The 20,655-nt window shown below is 65.9% G+C and carries 13 protein-coding genes and 1 tRNA gene; 4 read left to right on the top strand and 10 right to left on the bottom strand.

All coding sequences use genetic code 11. The annotated features are described in order from the left end of the window. Position 1: 1 nt before the first annotated feature. A complete protein-coding gene (locus AC5Y4S_RS19450) occupies positions 2-2,623 on the bottom strand; it encodes a LuxR C-terminal-related transcriptional regulator (protein WP_500034299.1) in 2,622 nt (873 codons plus the stop codon). 104 nt (positions 2,624-2,727) lie between these two features. Here AC5Y4S_RS19450 and AC5Y4S_RS19445 point away from each other — a divergent pair, with 104 nt between their 5' ends. Continuing rightward, the gene (locus AC5Y4S_RS19445; RefSeq protein WP_500034298.1) at positions 2,728-5,922 is read left to right on the top strand and encodes an adenylate/guanylate cyclase domain-containing protein; all 3,195 of its coding nucleotides are present in this window, start codon (positions 2,728-2,730) and stop codon (positions 5,920-5,922) included. 8 nt (positions 5,923-5,930) lie between these two features. Here AC5Y4S_RS19445 and AC5Y4S_RS19440 read toward each other — a convergent pair whose 3' ends face one another. The 5 genes from AC5Y4S_RS19440 to AC5Y4S_RS19420 form a co-directional block, all read right to left on the bottom strand. After that, positions 5,931-6,710 (bottom strand): alpha/beta hydrolase, encoded by a 780-nt coding sequence (locus AC5Y4S_RS19440; RefSeq protein ID WP_500034297.1) that lies wholly within the window; start codon positions 6,708-6,710, stop codon positions 5,931-5,933. Positions 6,711-6,737: 27 nt separating this feature from the next. Continuing rightward, positions 6,738-8,087, bottom strand: a complete 1,350-nt coding sequence (lipY, locus tag AC5Y4S_RS19435) for a triacylglycerol lipase LipY (protein WP_500034296.1) — start codon at positions 8,085-8,087, stop codon at positions 6,738-6,740. Positions 8,088-8,475: 388 nt separating this feature from the next. Continuing rightward, positions 8,476-11,406 (bottom strand): MMPL/RND family transporter, encoded by a 2,931-nt coding sequence (locus AC5Y4S_RS19430; RefSeq protein WP_500034295.1) that lies wholly within the window; start codon positions 11,404-11,406, stop codon positions 8,476-8,478. Continuing rightward, complete coding sequence (locus AC5Y4S_RS19425) at positions 11,403-11,984, bottom strand: MmpS family transport accessory protein (RefSeq protein ID WP_500034294.1); 582 nt, start codon at positions 11,982-11,984, stop codon at positions 11,403-11,405. The genes AC5Y4S_RS19430 and AC5Y4S_RS19425 overlap by 4 nt, the downstream gene beginning before the upstream one ends. 23 nt (positions 11,985-12,007) lie before the next feature. Beyond that, the gene (locus AC5Y4S_RS19420) at positions 12,008-12,676 is read right to left on the bottom strand and encodes a TetR/AcrR family transcriptional regulator (protein ID WP_500034293.1); all 669 of its coding nucleotides are present in this window, start codon (positions 12,674-12,676) and stop codon (positions 12,008-12,010) included. Between the two features lie 458 nt (positions 12,677-13,134). Between AC5Y4S_RS19420 and AC5Y4S_RS19415 the strand changes: the two genes are divergently transcribed. Beyond that, positions 13,135-14,349 (top strand): PecA family PE domain-processing aspartic protease, encoded by a 1,215-nt coding sequence (locus tag AC5Y4S_RS19415; RefSeq protein ID WP_500034292.1) that lies wholly within the window; start codon positions 13,135-13,137, stop codon positions 14,347-14,349. A 186-nt stretch (positions 14,350-14,535) separates the two neighbouring features. On the opposite strand, the gene AC5Y4S_RS19410 is transcribed toward AC5Y4S_RS19415, so the two are convergent. The 4 genes from AC5Y4S_RS19410 to AC5Y4S_RS19395 form a co-directional block, all read right to left on the bottom strand. Further along, positions 14,536-14,610: transfer RNA gene (locus AC5Y4S_RS19410), tRNA-Val, on the bottom strand. A gap of 65 nt (positions 14,611-14,675) precedes the next feature. Then, on the bottom strand, positions 14,676-15,137 hold the full coding sequence (locus AC5Y4S_RS19405) for a peroxiredoxin (RefSeq protein WP_068108913.1): 462 nt from the start codon (positions 15,135-15,137) through the stop codon (positions 14,676-14,678). After that, on the bottom strand, positions 15,137-15,559 hold the full coding sequence (locus AC5Y4S_RS19400) for a DUF3052 domain-containing protein (protein WP_068108916.1): 423 nt from the start codon (positions 15,557-15,559) through the stop codon (positions 15,137-15,139). Before AC5Y4S_RS19400 ends, AC5Y4S_RS19405 begins: the two co-directional genes overlap by 1 nt. A gap of 93 nt (positions 15,560-15,652) precedes the next feature. Then, positions 15,653-16,243, bottom strand: a complete 591-nt coding sequence (locus tag AC5Y4S_RS19395; protein WP_068108919.1) for an Rv2240c family protein — start codon at positions 16,241-16,243, stop codon at positions 15,653-15,655. A gap of 116 nt (positions 16,244-16,359) precedes the next feature. Here AC5Y4S_RS19395 and aceE point away from each other — a divergent pair, with 116 nt between their 5' ends. Then, positions 16,360-19,149 (top strand): pyruvate dehydrogenase (acetyl-transferring), homodimeric type, encoded by a 2,790-nt coding sequence (gene aceE, locus AC5Y4S_RS19390; protein ID WP_500034291.1) that lies wholly within the window; start codon positions 16,360-16,362, stop codon positions 19,147-19,149. A gap of 127 nt (positions 19,150-19,276) precedes the next feature. Continuing rightward, entirely contained in the window at positions 19,277-20,602 is a 1,326-nt protein-coding gene (locus tag AC5Y4S_RS19385; RefSeq protein ID WP_500034290.1) for a PucR family transcriptional regulator, read from the top strand. Positions 20,603-20,655: the final 53 nt, after the last annotated feature.

Below are 20,655 nucleotides of genomic sequence, written 5' to 3'. Positions count from 1 at the left end.
GCTACTTGGCACCCTTCATGGTGGGCCGGCGTAGCAGTGCTGCGAGTTCGTCGCGCGTTGTGGTTCCGGTCTTCAACATCGCCCGATAGACGTGGCTTTCGACGGTTCGCGCGGACAGACTCAGTCGCCGGGCGATTTCGCGGCTGGACAGTCCCTCACCGATCAGCATCACGATCTCGCGTTCCCGATCGGTCAGCGGCAAGGGCTCGACGCTCTGACGAAGCGCCCACGTACTGGCTCCGCATTGCTCGGCCAGAGCGGCGGCACGTGTGGAGCAGCTCAACGCAGATCCCCGAAGGCCTTCCCGATGATAGAGCAGGGCTGCGAGGGCGGCAGCATCGACGGCCGCAATAAGATCGCCGAGCCGCTCGAATTCCTCTGACACCGAGGCCAATTGGCGGACGCCGCCGTCGCGCATGGCTTCAGCGAACCGCGCGGCCACGCCAACACGGGGACCCTCGACGATCCCTTCGAGCTCACGCAACCGAGGTGCGCTCGAACGGTCGCCGAACTGTGTGGCGGTCTGCAGACAGATCACTTCCGCCGCGAATTGCCCCTTAGCGGCGGCCCTCTGGGCGGCCGACAGCAAGACGTCGATCGCCTCACTGACCGCACCCTGGCTCGCGGCCACCCACGCTCTGGCCAGGCTGAACTCGTAGTCCAGCGACCGAAATGGCCGTCGTACCTTAGCGAGCGCTGTAAGCGCTGCGGCCGCTTCGTCGGTTAGCCCGCGTGCGGCCAGCACGGTCACGTACGGGATGTAGTAGCGGTACCCCCAACCCAACGAGTGGGTCCCGAACATCCCTACTGCGGCCTGTTCCAGCAGCGCACACGCGGTGTGAAGGTCGCCCGCGCCCAGGGAGGCGCGACCCGCCACTGCGGCACCGAGTAATTGGGCCGCACCGGGAAGGTCGGACGCCTGCCGCTGCACGCGGTCGGCCACTTCAGCGGCGTCGCCGATCCGCCCGGATAGCACCAGCGCGCTCACGTGTGAATCGGCGATGTTGAACCGCATGTGCGGGGCGTCAAAGGCGCGAGTAGCAGCCGTGTATCCCGCTTCCGCAGTGTCCACAGCTACCGTGGTGTCCCCGGCGTCCGCGGCTATGGTGGCCAAGGCCCACGCTATCTCCGCACCCACGACGGCCGGTAGGTCATCGAGCGTGAGGCTTTTCGAAGCTCGCAGCGCCGTATCGGGCTGGTCCATCGCAAACCAGTAGACCGTGAGAAAGGCGTCGATATAGCTGTGAGCTTGCGGTGGCGTGGTACGCGCCGCGTCATCGATGACCTCTTTCGCGCGGGCGGGGTCACCGAGCGCCCAAAGGAGGTTGCTCGCACGAAAGAACGCGAATCTCGCGCGGTCGCCGTCGCTCAACTGGCTGGTGTCGATGTCGGCGAGCACCGCGTCTGCCGCTTCGCCACGTCCAAGCCACGAAAGTGCGTGCGCGCGAACAAAGTTCGGTTCCGGTCCCGCCCCGGCACGGATTGCCGCCGCCGCGAGCCGCTCGGCCAGGGGCAGGTCTGCCAGCCAGACGGCACCGTGGGCTGCCCGAACCAGCAGCTCCGCGTCCGGCGCCAGGTCGGAGTCGAGACTCAGTGCGGCCCGCCGCACCGCGACCTGGATGTCGTCACGCTCGTTGGACCCCGCGAGCCCGGCGGCGACCAGCCCACGCAGCCGCCGCAACTTCGTGGGTGGCGCGTCTCTGCGGCGCACCTCGGCGTAGAGCGGGTGCGCCACTCGCACCTGGACACCGGCAACGCCTGGCTCGAGCGTGATCAAGCCGCGGAGGTCGGCTTCCTCGACCGCGGCCGGATCGGTGATTTGGCGCAACGCGGTCAGCTCGATCGGCTCCCCTACAGCCAGCGCGTCGACCACATCATTGACCGCGGCGGGTAGGTCCCCGATGCGGAGTTCGATCAACTCGACCAAACTGGGCGGCACGATCGGATCACCGATCCAGCGCCAGTACCCATGCTGTTCCACGATGCGGCCGTCCGCAACCTCCTGCTCGACGATGTTCAGCAAGTACAAGACGTTGCCGCGAGTGAGCTTCCAAAGCCGCTGGGCGGCATCAAAATCCACCGGGCCGCCCAAAGTCGCGGACAGCAGCGTGGTCGTCTCATCGAGCGACAGCGGCTGCAGATCAAGCCGCTCGAATCGGCCGTCCTTCCATATCTCCTGCACCGCAGCGGGAATGGGCGCACCGTCGAGAACGGTAAGCAGCGCTTTCGCGGCGCCGCGCTGAATGATCTGGTGCACGACGAATATCGACAAATCGTCGAGCAGATGCACATCATCGACACACACCACCACGGTGGCGTCCGAAGACGTGGCCGTCAGTGACTCGATCACCCCCCGCAGCAACTGGACGGTATCGGTGACGTCCGACGGCGCCCATGCGGCGAAAGCACCGAGCGGAATCGCCCGAGCCGCGGATGTGCCGACCACCCACCGGCATTCGCATCCGCGCGATTCGGCAACAGACAGGGCCTCCCGGGCGATCCGGCTCTTGCCCACGCCCGCCGCCCCGTAGACCACGATGCCCGAGGCATCCGAAGTCAAGATGGCGGCCTCGATAGCCTCCATCTCCTGCGAGCGGCCCACTAACGGCCACGGCAAACGCACGTCAAAAGCGTACGTGCCATCACGACAGACTCCAGCGCTTACGCACCGCATATTCGGCCGCGATATCGCGCATGCCGGCGGGCCAACGGTGCCACGATAGGGCGGTGAAACGGCAGTGGGCTGGCCGCGACGTGACGGCGGCAGCTTTGGTCTGCGAATCCTGCGGTACCCAGCTGCCGCCGGACTCGAAGTTCTGCAAAAAGTGCGGCGCGGCCGTCACCGCGCACGATGCTCACGCCGAATACAAGCAGGTGACGGTGCTGTTCGCCGACGTGGTGCACTCAATGGACATCGCTGCGGCGGTGGGTGCCGAACGAATGCGCGAGATCATGGCGGACCTCGCCGACCGCTGCGCGGCTGCGGTGCAGCGATACGGCAGCACGGTCGCACAGTGGACCGGCGACGGGATCATGGCGGTTTTCGGCGCCCCGGTCGCGTTGGAAGACCACGCCATTCGCGCCTGTCTGGCCGCCCTGGGCATACAGGAGGAGGCCAAGCGGCTTGCCGTCGACATCGGGGAGCGCGACGGCATCGATCTGCGGTTGCGCGTGGGGTTGAACTCCGGTGAGGTGATCGCCGGCGCGATTGGTTCGGGCCGGTTTGGCTACGCCGCCGTGGGTAAGCCTGTCGGGATCGCCCAGCGGATGCAATCGGCGGCCCCGCCGGGCGGGGTCATGCTCAGCGCGTCGACGGCGCGACTGGTGGAGGACGCGGCGAATCTCGGTGAGACAGAGATGGTTCGGGTCAAAGGTGCCGAGCAGCCGGTGCCCGCCCACCGGCTGCTGGGTATGGCCGACGGACACCGCGGCGCCGGGCGTGTGGAGTCGAATCTGGTCGGGCGACGCTGGGAGATGGCAGCGATCGAGGGCCTGCTCAACAGCGCCATCGACGGCCACGGCGCGGTGGTCTGCATGGTGGGCTCACCGGGCATCGGAAAGAGCCGCCTGGCGCGCGAGCTAACCACCATGGCCGCCGCCCGAGGTGTCGAGGTGTTCGCGGCCTTCTCCGAGTCGCATGCCAGTGAGATTCCCTTCCACGCCGTGGCGCGACTGCTGCGCGCAGCAACCGGCGTACGCGGGCTCGACAACGCGGCCGCTCGCGCGAAGTTGCGGGCTCAGTTCCGTGATGCTGATCCCGAGGACGTGCTGCTGTTGGAGGACTTGCTGGGCATCGCCGAACCCGACGCGGGGCTGGCCAAGATCGATCCCGACGCGCGGCGCCGTCGGTTGACCGCGCTCGTCAATGCCGCGTCGCTGGCCCGCCGGGCCCCGACGGTATATGTCGTTGAGGACGCGCACTGGCTGGACAAGGTCAGCGAATCGATGCTCGCCGACTTCGTCGCGGTGATTCCAAAGACCCCCTCGCTGGTGCTGATCACCTACCGCCCCGAATATCAAGGCGCGTTGAGTCGGATGCCCGGCGGGCAGAGCATATCCCTTGCACCGCTGAGCAATTTGGAGACCACCGCACTGGTTACCGAGCTGCTGGGGCCGCGCTCCACGGCCGGCGAGTTAGCCACCACGATCGTCGAAAGGGCCGCCGGTAACCCGTTTTTCGCTGAAGAGATGGTCCGTGAACTGGCCGAGCGCGGGGTGCTAACCGGAGACCGTGGTAATTATGTCTGCAACGTCGATCATGCCGACGCGGCGGTGCCGGCGACCCTGCAGGCGACCATCGCCGCGCGTATTGACCGGCTCGGATTCGCCGCCAAGCAGACCCTGCATGCCGCCGCTGTCATCGGTTTGCGGTTTGGTCCAGAACAGTTGGCGTTGCTCGACGGCGGGGCGGCGATGGACGAGTTGATCGCCGGCGGACTGGTCGACCAGGTGCGTTTCACACCACAGGCCGAGTACGCCTTCCACCACCCGCTAATCCGGACGGTGGCCTACGAAGCACAGCTGAAGTCCGACCGCGCCGAATTGCATCGGCGTCTGGCGACCGCGATCGAACAACACCACCCGGAGGCGCTGGACGAGAACGCCGCGCTGATCGCCGAACATTTCGAGGCCGCCGACGACCTGAGCACCGCTTTCGCCTGGCACATGCGCGCGGGGGCATGGGCGCAATCCCGCGATATCCGGGCCGCTCGCGCCAGCTGGGAACGCGCACGAATGGTCGCGGACCGGTTGCCCACCGACGCCCCAGGCCGGACGTCGATGCGCATCGCCCCACGGACTCTGCTGTGCTTGAACACAGTCCGGGTCGCCGGCAGCATCGCCGACACCGGCTTCGACGAACTGCGTGACCTTTGCAGCGCCGCCGGCGACACCGCGTCGCTGGCCATCGGCATGGGTGGCCTGATGACGACGCTGGTATTTCACAACCGCTACCGGGACGCGGCGCGGCTTGCGTCGGAGTGCACCCGCCTGATTGAGTCGATGGCCGATCCGCCGCTGACGATGATGTTGCTCGTGAGCAGTGCCATGTGGTTCGCCGGTCACGCAGCCGAAGGTCTGCGCATGGCGCAGCGCGTCATCGACCTGGCCGACGGCGATCCCACCAAGGGCGCTCTGGGCCCCGTCGGGTCACCGCTGGCGGCGGCGTTCCTCATGCGTGGCAACTGTCGATATTGCCTCGGCGTTCCGGGCTGGGGGGAAGACCTCGATCAGGCGACCGCAATGATCCGCAGCGTCGACCCAACGTCCGTCGGGCTTCCCGTGCTGTACAAGTACCGCTTCGCCCTCCACGCCGGCGCGGTTCTCCCCGACGCGGCGGCGGACCGGGACACAGCAGAGGCGATGAAAATGGCGGAGCATTCCGGCGACGACTTCGCCGTGGATGCCTCCAGGGTGAGTCGCGGCCTCGTCCTCATCAATCAGGGCGGTGCGCATCGCGCGGCCGGTTTCGCACTCCTCGCCGAGTTTCGTGAAGCTAACCTGCGCCATGGGTATGCGGAAGATGTAGTGCGGACCGTCGACACAGAGATCGCGAAGGAGAAAGCCAGGACCGGCGATATCGACGGCGCGATCGAGTTGGCACGCGCCGTCGTCGACTACACCTTCGACGCCGGCGACGCGCTCTCCCTTGGGGAGGCGGTGCGGGTCTTGGTGGAATCCCTGCTGCAGCGCGGTACGGACGCCGACCTCGAGGAGGCGCAGGGCGCGATCCACCGGCTGGCAGCCGAGCCGATCGACCCGGGATTCGTCCTGTTCGAGGTTCCGCTGCTGCGGCTGCGTGCCCTGCTCGCGCAAGCTCACGGCGACGCCGCGACTTATGCACGGTTCCGGGATCGCTACTGCGACATGGCGAAAGCCGTCGGGTTCGAGGGGCACATCGCCCTGGCCGAGGCGATGCCGTGACGGACTCGCTACCCGAGGACCCGATGTCGAGCCATCCACTCATCGATATAGCTCATCGTGACCGGTAGCGCGGCACCGGAAAACACCATGTGGTCGCAGCAAGGAATCTCAACGTAGCTGGCCTGCCGATAGCGGGCCGCGGTTCGGCGGACGACTCCGGCCGACACGATGCGATCACTCTCGGCCCCGATCACCAGCACGGGGGCGTTGACCGCCGCGAAATCGACAACGTTGGCCGTCGAAAGTCTTGGTACCGATAGGAGCAGTTCCCAGAGATAGCGCCCGGATTCGTAAACCAAACCGTCGTGAATCTCTCTGACGGTGTCCTCGGTCTGCGTGTTGGCGATCCAACGTCGAAAGTGCTCGTATGTCGGGGGATGCCACGGTTTGTTCCAGGACAGTGGCTGCAGGACATGCGGCAGGGACATCCGCAAGCTTGTGCGGGTCCCGCCGAGGACCCCCGCGGCCGGGCCTGGGCATGCCGCCACCAAGCCGGCCGGGCGTGTGCGCGCAGCGACCAACTGCGCCACCAGGCCGCCCATCGAGTGACCCACCAGAAGCGGTTGGGAATCCAGCGAATTCACGAACCCCACCAGGTCGTCGGCGTAATCGCGAAGGCTCAGCGAGGCCACTTTCGCCGCGCCCTCGTGCGAGGGAAGTTCGTGATGGCGCAGCGTCGGCGTGTGCGCGGTGTAGCCCCGCTCTTCGAATGCCGCGCGCGCGTGGGCCAATTGCTCCCCCCGGCTCCAGGCCCCATGGATGAGGACGACGTGCTTGGTGTCGCGCATGCACAAAATGATGACAGCAGCGCGTCGTTAGGCACCCAGTTCTCGGTAGATCTGCGGCCAGTACTGCAAAGCGTCCGGAGTGATGAATGCCCAGTCGTGAGTTTCGCCGGTGGCCAGTACGAAGCTGATCGGGGCGCCTTGCGCGACTGCTTCTTGTTGCAGGCGAAGCACATCGGGCGCGACTATGTCTTGGGTACCTGCGTAGACGGTGGTCGGCGGGAGTCCGTTGAGCGGCCCGTTCAGCGGGCTCACCTCATAGTTGCCGAGAGGGAGATTGCCCGCCCACTCCCTGTCGATCTGTTGAATGGTCGAGACAGGGGGGAGCCAGGAACCTCGGATGAATGCAGTGTTCGGATTGCTGAAGGATGCGTCCAGCCCTGGAGAAAGCAGCACCATCGACGCCGGTACGGTCTCGTTGTTGGCCACCATGTATTCGACGGACGCAAGGGCGATGTCGCCGCCCGCCGAGTCACCCAGCACGCTGACATGGGAAGCGCCGTGCGCGGCGACCTCCGAGGAGATCAGGCCGGCCATCTTCGGCACCACCACACCGGCGGTGCCGCCCTGCTGCACCAACGGGTAGATCGGTACTTCGATAGTCGCGCCGGTCTGGTAGGCCATGGCCGTGTAGGCGATCCAGTGGAAGATCAAGGGTGGCAAGATGCCCGCGCCCCCGTGAATGGCCACCACGTAGTTCCCGTCGGGATGAGCCGGGGTGATTTGCACGACGCTCATCCCGTCATATGTGGTGTGCTGGACCGTTTCCCCCAGCAGCAGCGGCAGCAGCTTCGGCGGGGAGTTACCCAGCACCAGCGACAGTGGCGGGACGTTGCTGGCGAGCAGCGCCAAAAGAGGGGAATTCGGCATCGCAAACTGGTGATCGATGATCGGCAGATCCATGAAATCCTTTACCAGCGGCAACAACACAGCATTTTCAAGCCTGGTCAGCAGCGACGGTCCGCCGGCGAAGGTCGGATTTCCGGTGGCCGGAATCGGTGTGAGGGGTGGCGCTCCGATGATGCCGGCGAGCGCGTTTCCCACGCGCGTGAATCCCTGCTCGAGGGTCTGGACCGGGCTAGCCGCAAACGCCGCCTCATTGGCGGCCTCAGCGCGGGCGTAGGAGTCCGCAGCCGCGGTCAAGGCCTGCACGAACTGTTCCTGGAACGCCGCCGCCCGAGCGACAACCGCCTGAAGACTTTGCCCCTGGGCCGAGAACACCTCGGCGATGGCCGCCGACACCTCGTCCTCGGCGGCAGTGACCACGTTGGTGGTCGAAGCCGCGGCCGCCGCGTTGGCATCGCTGAGCGACGAGCCGATGCCCGCCAGATCAGTCGCCGCCTCCGTCACAGACCCCGGCGTCGCGATCACAAAAGACATGTCGGTCCACCCATTAGCCGAGCCTCATGCGAATCGATGGGGCCGTCTGCAGTAGTCGCCTACTGAATGACGGTCGGGCGCTCGCGGTCGGCTACTTAACCGGAAGGGTTCGTGGTGACGCGATAGTGCCGTGGAACGGGAGCGGGCTGGCCGTGTGAGATGACGACGGAAGCCTTGGCCTTGCAGGTCGTGCGGTGGTACCGAGCCCGCGCCGCGCTCGAAGTTTTGTCCTGAGTACCGCACCCGTTGGCTGGCCAGCCGCGCGGAACGCACGGGTGTCTACCCCCGCAGTCGAGCTGCCGGCTTAACCCTTCGAGCACTCGACCCCAGTCGGGCGCCAGGCTGAAATTCGTTGTCCTGCAATCGGTCTCGAAGTCCGCACCGATTCCTAGCGCGGTTGTACCACTCCGCCCGCCGGGCGCTCATCGACGCCGCTGAGAATCAGCTCGCGCACGGCGGGACGCGGTCCGTACGGTCGCAGCATGGTGCTGGCCGGCCGCGGACGCACGTGCTGTGGCCACCAGAACCAGCGCCCGAGCAAGGTGGCCAGCGACGGCGTCATGAACGACCGCACGATCAAGGTGTCGAACAACAGACCCAGCGCGATCGTCGTACCTACCTGGGCCATCACCAACAGCGGGCTGAACGCGAACGTGGCCATGGTGGCGGCAAACACCAGACCGGCGGAAGTAACCACCGAGCCCGAACCGGCCATCGCGCGGATCGTCCCCGTTTTGAGCCCGGCGTGGATTTCCTCCTTGAACCGCGATATCAACAGCAGGTTGTAGTCCGAGCCGACCGCGAGCAGCAGGATGATCGCCATCGCCAGCACCATCCAGTGCAACTTCATGCCCAGGATGTACTGCCATAGCAGCACGGAGAGTCCGAATGAGGCGCCCAATGACAGCAACACCGTCCCGACGATGACAACGGCCGCCACGACGCTTCGGGTGATCACCAGCATGATGATGAAAATCAGTGTGGCTGCGGCAATTCCGGCGATCAGCAGGTCGATGTCAGAGCCGTCGTGCATGTCCTTGTACGTCGCGGCGGTACCGCCGAGATACACCTTGGAGCCCTCCCAGGGCGTGCCCTTGATCGCCTCGTGGACGGCCTGCTTGATCGGTTCGATGTGGCTGATGCCTTCGGGACTCGCCGGGTCGCCTTCATGGGAGATGATCAACCGCACGGCGTGCCCATCCGGCGAGATGAAGTTCTTCAGACCCCGCGCGAAATCCGGGCTCTTGAACGCCTCCGGCGGAAGGTAGAAGGTGTCGTCATTTTTAGCTTTATCGAAGGCATCGCCTTGGGCGGTGGCGTTGTCGGACTGCGCTCTGGCCTGTTCGTTGAGGCCCATCTGGGTCGCGTAGTTCGACATGATGGTGTCGAGGTTGTGCTGCTGGCTTTCGATCTGCGGCGGTATCAGCGCCACCAGCTTCGGCTGGATCCGATCCAGCTTGTCCAGGTTCGCGCTGAGGTTCACGATGTTCTGCGCCACCTGATCGATGCCATCGAGCGCGTTGAAGATCGACCGGATCGCCCAGCAGGCCGGAATGTCGTAGCAGTGCCGCTCCCAGTAGAAGTAGCTGCGAATTGGCCGGAAGAAGTCGTCGAAGTTGGCGATGTCGTCGCGCAATGATTCGGTTATCTGCACGGTTTCCTTGGTGAGCCTGGTGGTTTCGTGCGTGGTGTTGCTCAGGTCTTGCGTGACCTGCATCTGCTCATGCAGCGTTGCCATTGTCTTGCGCAGCTCGTCCGCCTGCTTGAGCAGGTTTGCCGCCTGCTCGTCTTGATAGTGCTGGGTCTGGATCCGCCCTGCGGCTTGCGCACCCATCTGAAAACCGAGGGTGCTGTGGTCGAGCGGCGTGCCCAATGGTCGGGTGATGGTCTGCACCCGTCCGATACCGGGGATGTGGAAGACCGCCTTGGCCACCTTGTCCAGGATCAAGAAATCGGCCGGGTTACGCAGGTCGTGATCGGTCTGGATCATCAACAGCTCGGGATTGAGCCGAGCCTGGTCGAAGTGCCGGTCCGCGGCGGCATAACCGACATTGGCCGGGGTGTCCGCCGGCAGGAAGTGGCGGTTGTCGTAGTCCGTCTTGTAACCGGGCAGGGCGAGCAGACCAACCAATGCGATCCCGATGGTCACCGCGAGAACCGGCGCGGGCCAGCGGACGACCGCGGTGCCGATGCGACGCCAGCCCTGGGTCGCCAGCTTGCGCTTCGGATCCATGAGCTTGAAGAACGAAGCCACGGTCAGCACTGCGGGGCCCAGCGTCAACGCCGCGAGTACCGCTACCAACATGCCGATGGCGCACGGTGCACCCAATGACTGGAAATACGGCAATCGGCAGAAGCTCAGGCAGTACATCGCGCCGGCGATGGTCAGGCCCGACCCGAGCACGACATGCGCGGTGCTATGGAACATGGTGTAGAAGGCTTCTTCGCGAGTCTCGCCCAGACCGCGGGCCTCGTGGTAGCGGCCGACCACGAAAATCGCGTAGTCCGTTCCCGCAGCGATCGCCATCAACACCAACAAATTGTTGGCGAAGGTGGAGAGTCCGATGATCTCGTTGTTGGCCAGGAAGGCAACGACGCCTCGAGCGGCAGCCAACTCGATGAACACCATCGCCAGCATGATCAGCATGGTGGTGAACGATCGGTAGACGAACAGCAGCATCACCACGATCACCACAAAAGTGACGAGAGTGACGAGCGCGACGCCCTTCTCGCCGGCGTGGGACTGGTCAGCGAACAGCGGACCGGCGCCGGTGACGTATGCCTTGATTCCCGGCGGCGCTGGCACCGAGTCCACGATCTTGCGGACGGCCAGGGCAGATTCGTTCGCCTGCCCGCTGCCCATGTTGCCGGCGAGGTAGACCTGGACGTACGCGGCCTTCTGGTCGTGGCTCTGGGAACCCGCTGCCGTCAGTGGATCACTCCAGAAATCCTGGACGTGCTGAACGTGTTTCTTGTCCTGCTCGACGCGCCTGACGATTTCGTCGTAGTAGCGGTGTGCATCGGCCCCGAGTGGCTTGTCGCCCTCCAGCAAGATCATGGCCGAGTTGTCGGAGTTGAACTCCTTGAACGTCGACCCGACCTTCATCATCGACTGAAAGGACGCCGCGTCAGTAGGACTCATCGACACCGAGTGGTTTTTGGCGACGGCCTCCAGCTGCGGGGCCGCGGTGTTGGTGATGAACACGATGGCCAACCACACCAGGACGATCGGCAGGGCGAGCCGGTGGATCATCCGCGGCAGGAACGGCGGGATCAGCGGCTGGTCGACGCGCGGCGGTGCCTGGGCTGGCTCGCTCATGCGGACTTGTCCAGGCAGTAGACGAAGGGGTTCACGGTTTCGTTGGGATCTGATCGGTTCGGAGTCTTGATGACGTCACCGCTCCCGTCGTGCTTGTTCACCACGAACTGGCAAGCGATCCAACTGCCGTCTCCTTGCGCCACCAGGTTTGCCGGGATGCCGGGCTTGGTTGAACTCAATACTTTGCTCCAGGGCAAGGGCACGTTGAGCGCCTGCTGTGGATGGGAATTTTCGTCGAGGTAGTTGATGGTTGCGGTGCTTCCCGGTGAGCCCCAGACCTGGAGCGTGATCGTCTTGGCGTTGAACTCGTCGAGGACCTCGCCCGAGGTGCCACCACCGAACGAACCCTTGTGAACGCCAAAGACACCGTGCAATCGGAATACGACGAAGCCCGAGACCGCGACGACGGCTGCGATGGTGAGCACCAACCAGAAACGCCCCAGCAGCCCCCTTTTCTTGGCACGGCGGGGTGCGACATCGTCGCCCTCCCTACCAGCGGAGGGTTGCGCGGCCGGCTCAGGCCCCGAGCGCTCTAGGAGTTCGGGACCGTGTTCACCGGTTGCAGTTCGCCAAGCCACAGGGCTCCGGCTCCTTTCCGAGTTCATGAGGATTCCGAGATCAGGCCGATGCAGGTGGCCGTCAGCAGGCGGGTGAGGGCGGTTGCGAAGTCCAGATTCCACTCGGGCGGAACCACTTCGGGCTCTTCGGCGTAGACGTCGGTCAGGTGCTCCGGCGGGTTCGCGACTTGCCAGAGCGTCGCCGCCAGCGAGTAGGCGGCCAGCAGGATGTCGAGCGAGCCCGATCGTCCGAGTTCGGGCAGCGCGGATGCAATCGAATCGGCCAGCGAGAGTGTGGCCGCGGTGCTGATCCGCCTGACCTCGATGACCCGCTCGGCGTTCACCTCGTGTTCGAGGTGCAGGTGCAGGTTGGCAAGCAGGTCGCAGAACAATGGGTCCTCGGCCAGGGCTTGGGCCAATGTCTCGGCGATGCGCGAGGGCGACTTCGCGCCGGGCTCGGCCAGCTTCTCCGACACGGTAGTCGACCATCGCACCCAGCCCTCGGCGGACAGATGCAGCAGGACTTCCTTGTACGAGGTGAAGTAGCGGCGGACCGCCGAATAGTGAATTCCGGCGCGGCTGGCGAGCGCGGTCAGGGTGACCGACGCGACGCCCGTTTCCATTGCCAGCGAGCGTGCGGCTTCCACGAGGGCCTCCGCACGTTGGCGCTTCTCTTCCTCGGTGCGAGCGCGTTGGAATGTCAGTTGCGCCACCGACTGAGCCTAACGCACATTGTGTGATTTGCATAACGCACAAGGTTTGCGTACGCCGGCACCCGCCTGCCGGCATGCGTTAGCTGCGCCGGCCAAGTGAGAACGTACGCAACCGCTGAAAGCGTCAGCCGTCGGCGACACGGGTCAATGGTTGTCCAAATAGGTTCGCACTCAACATGATTCCCCATACTGTTCAGGGCCCGTTGCCTAGTCAGAGCGCTTCGTCCACGTCATGCGCACGCTGCAATGGCACCGGACCGCTACACGCTGCGCCCCTAGAACCTGTTTGGGAAGAGGAACCCGGCCCGGTATCTCGCTCTCGCAACTGGCCCCGCGGCTGCACCTCGGCTGTGCGCATGCCAGCATGGATGCCCTGTGTGACTGGGGGTCGTGCGCGTGCCGTATTCCTGCCGTGCGACGACCGACGACCGGCTATTGATAGGACAAAGCTGAGCAGCATGTACGTCACTCCCGAAATGCTCACTGCCGCAGCACGCGACGTGTCGAGCATCGGCACCGTGCTGGACGAAGCCAGCATCAGCGCGGCGCCCCCGACCATGCGCGTTCTCCCAGCCGCCGCCGACGAGATCTCGAGTGCGATCGCAGAGGTATTTGCAGGTATCGGCCGGGACTTTCAGGCGCTCAGTGCCCAGGCGGGTGAGTTTCACCAGATATTCGCGCAGACATTGCGGATGAGCGCTGATTCGTATCTGGTGACCGAGATTCAGAACACGATTAACGCAGCGAGCGAGACACTGCTGGGTCGACCTCTGTTCCCTACCGGCCCGACGGCGACGTTGGGCGGATCGATCAACAACGGCACAGCGACCGCGCCGCTATCGATCGTCAACGGCACAGCGCCAGTTGTGAATGCGGCCGTCGGCAATGGTCAGGCCGTGCCGCTGCTGGTGGACACCGGGTCGACGGGACTTGTCATCCCCCTGCGGTATGTCGGCGGCCTTCCCGAACTGTTGCGGCTCGGCGTCCCCAGCGCCATCGGCATGGGTACCTACGGTGGCACGTTCGGCTACATCTACGCTACCTACGACATGCCGATGAACTTCGGCGGCGGCCTCGTAACCGCGCCGACACCGGTCGATGTGGAGCTGTTCGCGTTTCCGACGTCGATCCACTCAGCGCTCATCAACGGTCTGACGTGGCAGTCGTACATGGCACCGACCGGCGCAGTGGGGGTGCTGGGGGTAGGGCCCAACGCAGGCGGCCCCGGCACCAACATCCCAACCCAGGCGCTCTCGGCACCGTACAACCAGGGGCTGCTCATCGACGAGCCACAGGGGTACCTGCAGTTCGGTGCCAATCCGTTCACGCCATATGCCACAGTCACGGGCGCTCCGTACACCACCCTCGGGGTGCAGATCGGCAGCGGTCCGATCCAAAGTATTTCCTCGGCAGTCGATTCCGGCGGGGTCGAAGGAACAATCCCGGCATCAGTGATCGGCAACACCGCTGCGGGAACGAAAATCACCCTGTATGCCGATGGCACAGAAATCGGCGCCTACACCTATGACGGCGGCCCGAATTCGTACTACCCGACAGTGACGCCCAGCGCCGTGATGAACACCGGTAACGGACTTTTCACGGTCAACCCGGTGTACATCGACTACAGTCCGAACGGCGTCGGGACCCTCTCTTTCGACATGAGGGGGCCGTAGATCACTGACAGGTGAGGATGAACGTGGCGCCCGGTGCGCCAGGACCTCCGAGCCGCCCCAACCCGTCGACGTCTGCCTCGACCGTTGGGACGTCGCTCTTGGGACACTCTGGGACAATCAGTACCCCCGCGGCACTCAGCAAGGCCGGCCAGAATCGACCATTACGCGGCTGACCTGCAACAACATTGGTGGGCGCGGACGGTATCGAACCGCCGACCGCTGGTGTGTAAAACCAGAGCTCTACCACTGAGCTACGCGCCCCGGACCCCGAGGGGTAACCCGGGTCCGCCGCAGGTTACACGCCTGAAGGCCATGAACCCAAACATTCAGGCGCGCAACGCCGCCAACGCTTGAGTCCACAGCCGCTGGTCGCGGGATTCCCCGGGCTGTTTCATCTCGGCGAATCGGATTATCCCGGACCGGTCGACCACGAACGTCCCGCGATTGGGGTAGCCGGCGTCGGCGTTGAACACGTCGTAGGCCTGGCTGACCTCGCCGTGCGGCCAGAAATCCGACAGCACGGGGAACGTGAACCCGCTCTCGAGCGCCCAGATCTTGTGCGTGGGCGGCGGACCCACCGAGATCGCCAACGCCACGCTGTCGTCGTTCTCGAACTCGGGCAGGTGATCGCGCAGCAGATCGAGCTCACCCTGGCAGATCCCGGTGAATGCCAGCGGGAAAAAGATCAGCAGGACGTTTTTGTCGCCGCGATAGGAGCTCAGGGTGACGGGCTGCTGGTTTTGGTCGCGCAATGTGAAGTCGGGGGCGGTGGTGCCGACGGGCAGCATCAACGCTTCCCGGTCCGCGACTTCGGCTGCACCAGCTGGCTGGCGCTCCAGTCGCCCAGGTTGACCGACGAGGTCGGCATCAGGCCGGCGGTGGGGGCGGCCTCGGCGATCTCGGCGGGCAGCACGTGGCCGGGCTTGCCGGTCTTGGGCGTCAGCACCCAGATCACCCCGTCCTCGGCCAGCGGGCTGATCGCGTCCATCAGGGTGTCCACCAGGTCACCGTCCCCGTCGCGCCACCACAACAGCACGACGTCGATCACCTCGTCGCTGTCCTCGTCGAGCAACTCGCTGCCGCAGGCCTCCTCGACCGCGGCCCGGATGTCGTCGTCGGTGTCCTCGTCCCAGCCCCACTCCTGAACAACCTGGTCCCGTTGGATGCCGAGTTTGCGAGCGTAGCTCGGGGCGTCATCCGCCGCGACCACCGTGGAGCCTCCTTAAGCCGTTCGCGCGCCGTGTGATGGGAATTATCGTCGCATAGCCGCGACGCGGTCCATACCCGTCCCTCACCAGGCGCCTCAGTAGGACGCCAGGCAGAGTTTCAGCGCCTTCGTCTTGGTGTCGTTGAGCTGGTCAACCCGCCTGTTGAACTCCGCTATGGACGCGTGCGTGCCGATGGCGTTGGCCACCCCGCGGGCCGCGTCGACATAGGCGTTGAACGCGTCCTTCAGCTGCTGCGACAGCGCATCACTGAAGCTATTGGAGACCGTGGTGGCGCTGTCGTTGAGCGCGCCGATCGCCGGGCCCTCGTTCGGGCCGGTGTTGCGGCCCGCGTTGAACGCCGCGACGTAGTCGTTCACCCGGTCGATCGCGTCCTTGGCCGACGTGGCCAGCGTGTCGCACGAGGTGCGCACCGCCCTGGTCGTCAGCGACTGCTGGCGCTGCGACTCCTTCACGCGCGACGTGGCCGACGAGGCCGACACTGACGCGGACACCGACTGCCGGTAGGCCGGGGCGACATTCGTGTCGGGCGTGGCGGTCCCCTTGGTGACGCTGGTACACCCCACGATCCCGATGGTCACCGCCGCGACACAGCCAAGCGCCAGCGCGCCTCGCTTGGGGATCTCCCCCAGGTGCATGCGAGGGACGGCACGCCATCCGATGAGCACGAGTGGAGACGTTACCGGGTCCGGATCCTCACCGCGGCTACCCGGCCGAAACGTCGGTGCGGCACGATAGGGAGGTACAACGCACGACGTTGCCCCGCCGACTACAGGAGCGGAAGTTGACCACCGAGTTCGCGCGCCACGACCTGGCGAAAACCCCAAGTAGCGCAAGCGAACCCGACCGTGTTCGGGTGATCCGCGAGGGTGTGGCGTCCTACCTGCCCGACATCGACCCCGACGAGACGTCGGAATGGCTCGAGTCCTTTGATGAATTGCTGGAGCGCTCGGGGCCGGCGCGGGCGCGCTACCTGATGCTGCGGTTGCTGGAACGTTCCCGTGAGAAGCGAGTGGCGATTCCGTCGCTGACGTCGACGGACTACGTCAACACCATCCCGACCGAGCTGGAGCCGTGGTTCCCGGGCGATGAGGACGTCGAGCGCCGCTATCGGGCGTGGATCCGGTGGAACGCCGCGATCATGGTGCACCGCGCCCAGCGCCCGGGAATCGGCGTGGGCGGCCACATTTCGACGTATGCCTCCTCGGCGGCGCTGTATGAGGTCGGCTTCAACCACTTCTTCCGCGGCAAGTCGCATCCCGGCGGCGGGGACCAGGTGTTCATCCAGGGCCACGCCTCCCCCGGCATCTATGCCCGCGCCTTCCTGGAGGGCCGGCTGTCCGAGGACCAGCTCGATGGCTTCCGCCAGGAGCACAGCCACGCCGGCGGCGGGCTGCCCTCCTACCCGCACCCGCGGCTGATGCCCGACTTCTGGGAGTTCCCCACCGTGTCGATGGGCCTGGGCCCGCTCAACGCCATCTATCAGGCGCGGTTCAACCACTACCTGCACGACCGCGGCATCCGGGACACCTCCGACCAGCACGTGTGGTGCTTTTTGGGCGACGGCGAGATGGACGAGCCGGAGAGCCGCGGCCTGGCGCACGTCGGGGCGCTCGAGGGCCTGGACAACCTGACCTTCGTGATCAACTGCAACCTGCAGCGCCTCGACGGCCCGGTGCGCGGCAACGGCAAGATCATCCAGGAGCTGGAGTCGTTCTTCCGCGGCGCGGGCTGGAACGTCATCAAGGTGGTGTGGGGCCGCGAGTGGGACGCCCTGCTGCACGCCGACAAGGACGGCGCCCTGGTCAACCTGATGAACACCACGCCCGACGGTGACTACCAGACCTATAAGGCCAACGACGGGGCCTACGTGCGCGACCACTTCTTCGGTCGCGACCCGCGCACCAAGGCGCTGGTGGAGCAGATGACCGATTCGGAGATCTGGAACCTCAAGCGCGGCGGGCACGATTATCGCAAGGTGTACGCCGCCTACCGCGCCGCCGTCGACCACCAGGGGCAGCCGACGGTGATCCTGGCCAAGACCATCAAGGGCTACTCGCTGGGCGCGCACTTCCAGGGCCGCAACGCCACCCATCAGATGAAAAAGCTTGCGCTGCAAGACCTCAAGGACTTCCGCGACGCCATCCGGATCCCGATCAGCGACGCCCAGCTCGAAGAGGATCCCTACCTGCCGCCCTACTACCACCCCGGCCCCGACGCCCCGGAAATCCGCTACCTGCTCGACCGGCGCCGCGCGCTGGGCGGCTTCCTGCCCGAACGCCGGACCAAGGCCAAGGCGCTGTCGCTGCCGGGCCGCGACACCTATGCCGCGCTGAAGAAGGGGTCGGGCCACCAGGAGGTCGCCACCACCATGGCGACGGTGCGAACGTTCAAGGAAGTGTTGCGGCACAAGGAAGTTGGGCCGCGCATCGTGCCGATCATTCCCGACGAGGCGCGTACGTTCGGGATGGACTCGTGGTTCCCGTCGCTGAAGATCTACAACCGCCTCGGCCAGCTGTACACGGCCGTCGACGCGGAGCTGATGCTGGCCTACAAGGAAAGCGAAGTCGGCCAGATCCTGCACGAGGGCATCAACGAAGCGGGCTCGGTGGGCTCGTTCATCGCGGCCGGAACGTCGTATGCGACGCACAACGAGCCGATGATCCCGATCTACATCTTCTATTCCATGTTCGGCTTCCAGCGCACCGGCGACGGGCTGTGGGCCGCGGCCGACCAGATGGCGCGCGGCTTTTTGCTCGGCGCGACCGCGGGGCGCACCACGCTGACCGGTGAGGGCCTGCAGCACGCCGACGGCCACTCGTTGCTGCTGGCCGCCACCAATCCGGCGGTAGTGTCCTATGACCCGGCGTTCGCCTTCGAGATCGCCTACATCGTGGAGAGCGGGCTGGCCCGCATGTTCGGCGACAACCCGGAGAACGTGTTCTTCTACATCACCGTCTACAACGAGCCCTACGTGCAGCCCCCCGAGCCGGACAACTTCGATCCCGAGGGCGTGCTGCGCGGCATCTACCGCTACCGCGCCGCCACCGAACAGCGGGCCAACACCGCGCAGATCCTGGCCTCCGGGGTCGCCATGCCCGCCGCACTGCAGGCGGCCCAGATGCTGGCCGCCGAATGGGACGTCGCCGCCGACGTCTGGTCGGTGACCAGCTGGGGCGAGCTCAACCGCGACGGCGTCAACATCGAGCGGGAACGGCTGCGCCACCCCGACCAGCCCGCCGGCACCCCGTATGTGACCCGCGCCCTGGCCGAGGCCAGCGGCCCCGTCATCGCGGTGTCGGACTGGATGCGCGCCGTGCCCGAGCAGATCCGCCAGTGGGTGCCGGGCACCTTCGTCACGCTGGGCACCGACGGGTTCGGCTTCTCCGACACCCGCCCCGCCGCGCGGCGCTTCTTCAACACCGACGCCGAGTCGCAGGTCGTCGCGGTGCTCGAGGCGCTGGCCCGCGACGGCGAGATCGACCCATCCGTGCCGGTCGCGGCCGCCCGCCAATACCGCATCGACGACGTCATGGCCGCGCCCGAGCAAACGTCGGACCCGGGCGTCGCCTGACCGCGATTGCCGAACGTGCGGCCAGACGCAGCCTCGCCGTCGACCGTGCGGCCAGACGCATGCTCGGCCGACGCGACGCGAGCCCCCCTTTGGCGAATACTTCCAAAAAATGGCGTAGGTTTTAGGGGTGAATGACAACCCCTTCGCCGGCCCGTTCGCCAAGCACCCGCGGTCACCGCTCGAGCTGCTCGACACCGTGCCCGAGTCTTTGCTGCGCCGGCTCAAGCAGTATTCCGGCCGGCTGGCCACCGAGGCGGTGTCGGTCATGGGCGATCGGTTGCCGTTCTTCGCCGACCTGGAGGCCTCGCAGCGGGCCAGCGTGGCCCTCGTAGTCCAGACAGCCATCAACAACTTCGTCGAGTGGATGCAGGACCCGCACAGCGACGTCAGCTACACCGCGCAGGCCTTCGAATTGGTGCCCCAGGACCTCGCCCGCCGCATCGCGCTGCGCGACAGCGTGGACCTGGCCCGCGTCACCATGGAGTTCTTCGAGGAGGTCGTGCCCCTGGTGGCCCGCTCCGAGGAGCAGCTGACCGCCCTGACCGTGGGCATCCTGAAGTACAGCCGCGACCTGGCGTTCACCGCAGCCTCGTCCTACGCGAACGCGGCCGAGGCCCGCGGCACCTGGGACAGCCGGATGGAGGCCAGCGTCGTCGACGCGGTCGTCCGCGGCGATACCGGCCCGGAGCTGCTGTCCCGCGCCGCGGCGCTGAACTGGGACACCACCGCCCCGGCGACGGTCGTCGTCGGGATCCCGGCCCCGGATCGTGACGGCTCGAACGGCGACGGCGGCACCCGGCGGGCCAGCCAGAACGTCCGCGACATCGCCGCGCATCACGGCCGGGCGGCGCTCACCGACGTGCACGGCACCTGGCTGGTGGCGATCGTGTCCGGCCAACTATCGCTAACCGACAAATTCCTGGGCGACCTGCTGAACGCGTTGTCGGACGGCCCGGTGGTGATCGGGCCGACGGCGCCCATGCTGACCGCGGCCTACCACAGCGCCAGCGAGGCGATCTCCGGGATGAACGCCGTCGCCGGCTGGCGAGGGGCGCCGCGGCCGGTGCTCGCCCGCGAACTGCTGCCCGAACGCGCCCTGATGGGCGACGCGTCGGCGATCGTGGCGCTGCACACCGACGTGATGGGGCCGCTCGCCGCGGCGGGGCCGACGCTGATCGAGACGCTCGACGCGTACTTAGATTGTGGCGGCGCGATTGAGGCTTGTGCCAGAAAGTTGTTCGTTCATCCAAACACCGTCCGATACCGGCTCAAGCGCATCACCGACTTCACCGGGCGTGATCCCACCCAGCCACGCGACGCATACGTGCTGCGTGTGGCGTCGACGGTGGGCCAGTTGAACTACCCCGCGCAGCCGTCCAGCATCGACAACAACGTCTTGACGCCGGTCCCGCTGCCGGTCAGGACTGGTGTGGTGGGTACCGGCGAGCGATAGTGATTCAGGCAACAGATCGCGGGCCGGTATCAAAACCGTAGCTTACGGGGCGA

The sequence above is a fragment of the Mycobacterium sp. NGS64 genome, assembly GCF_059812245.1.
The sequence above is the reverse complement of the archived record's forward strand: the minus strand, read 5'-3'. Positions and strand labels throughout refer to the sequence as shown.

Excerpts from the sequence above, each read along its gene's own strand:
- AC5Y4S_RS19440 (WP_500034297.1), bottom strand. The coding sequence starts at position 6,710 with ATGCGCGACACCAAGCACGTCGTCCTCATCCATGGGGCCTGGAGCCGG.
- lipY (WP_500034296.1), bottom strand. The coding sequence starts at position 8,087 with ATGTCTTTTGTGATCGCGACGCCGGGGTCTGTGACGGAGGCGGCGACT.
- AC5Y4S_RS19430 (WP_500034295.1), bottom strand. The coding sequence starts at position 11,406 with ATGAGCGAGCCAGCCCAGGCACCGCCGCGCGTCGACCAGCCGCTGATC.
- AC5Y4S_RS19415 (WP_500034292.1), top strand. The coding sequence starts at position 13,135 with ATGTACGTCACTCCCGAAATGCTCACTGCCGCAGCACGCGACGTGTCG.
- AC5Y4S_RS19405 (WP_068108913.1), bottom strand. The coding sequence starts at position 15,137 with ATGCTGCCCGTCGGCACCACCGCCCCCGACTTCACATTGCGCGACCAA.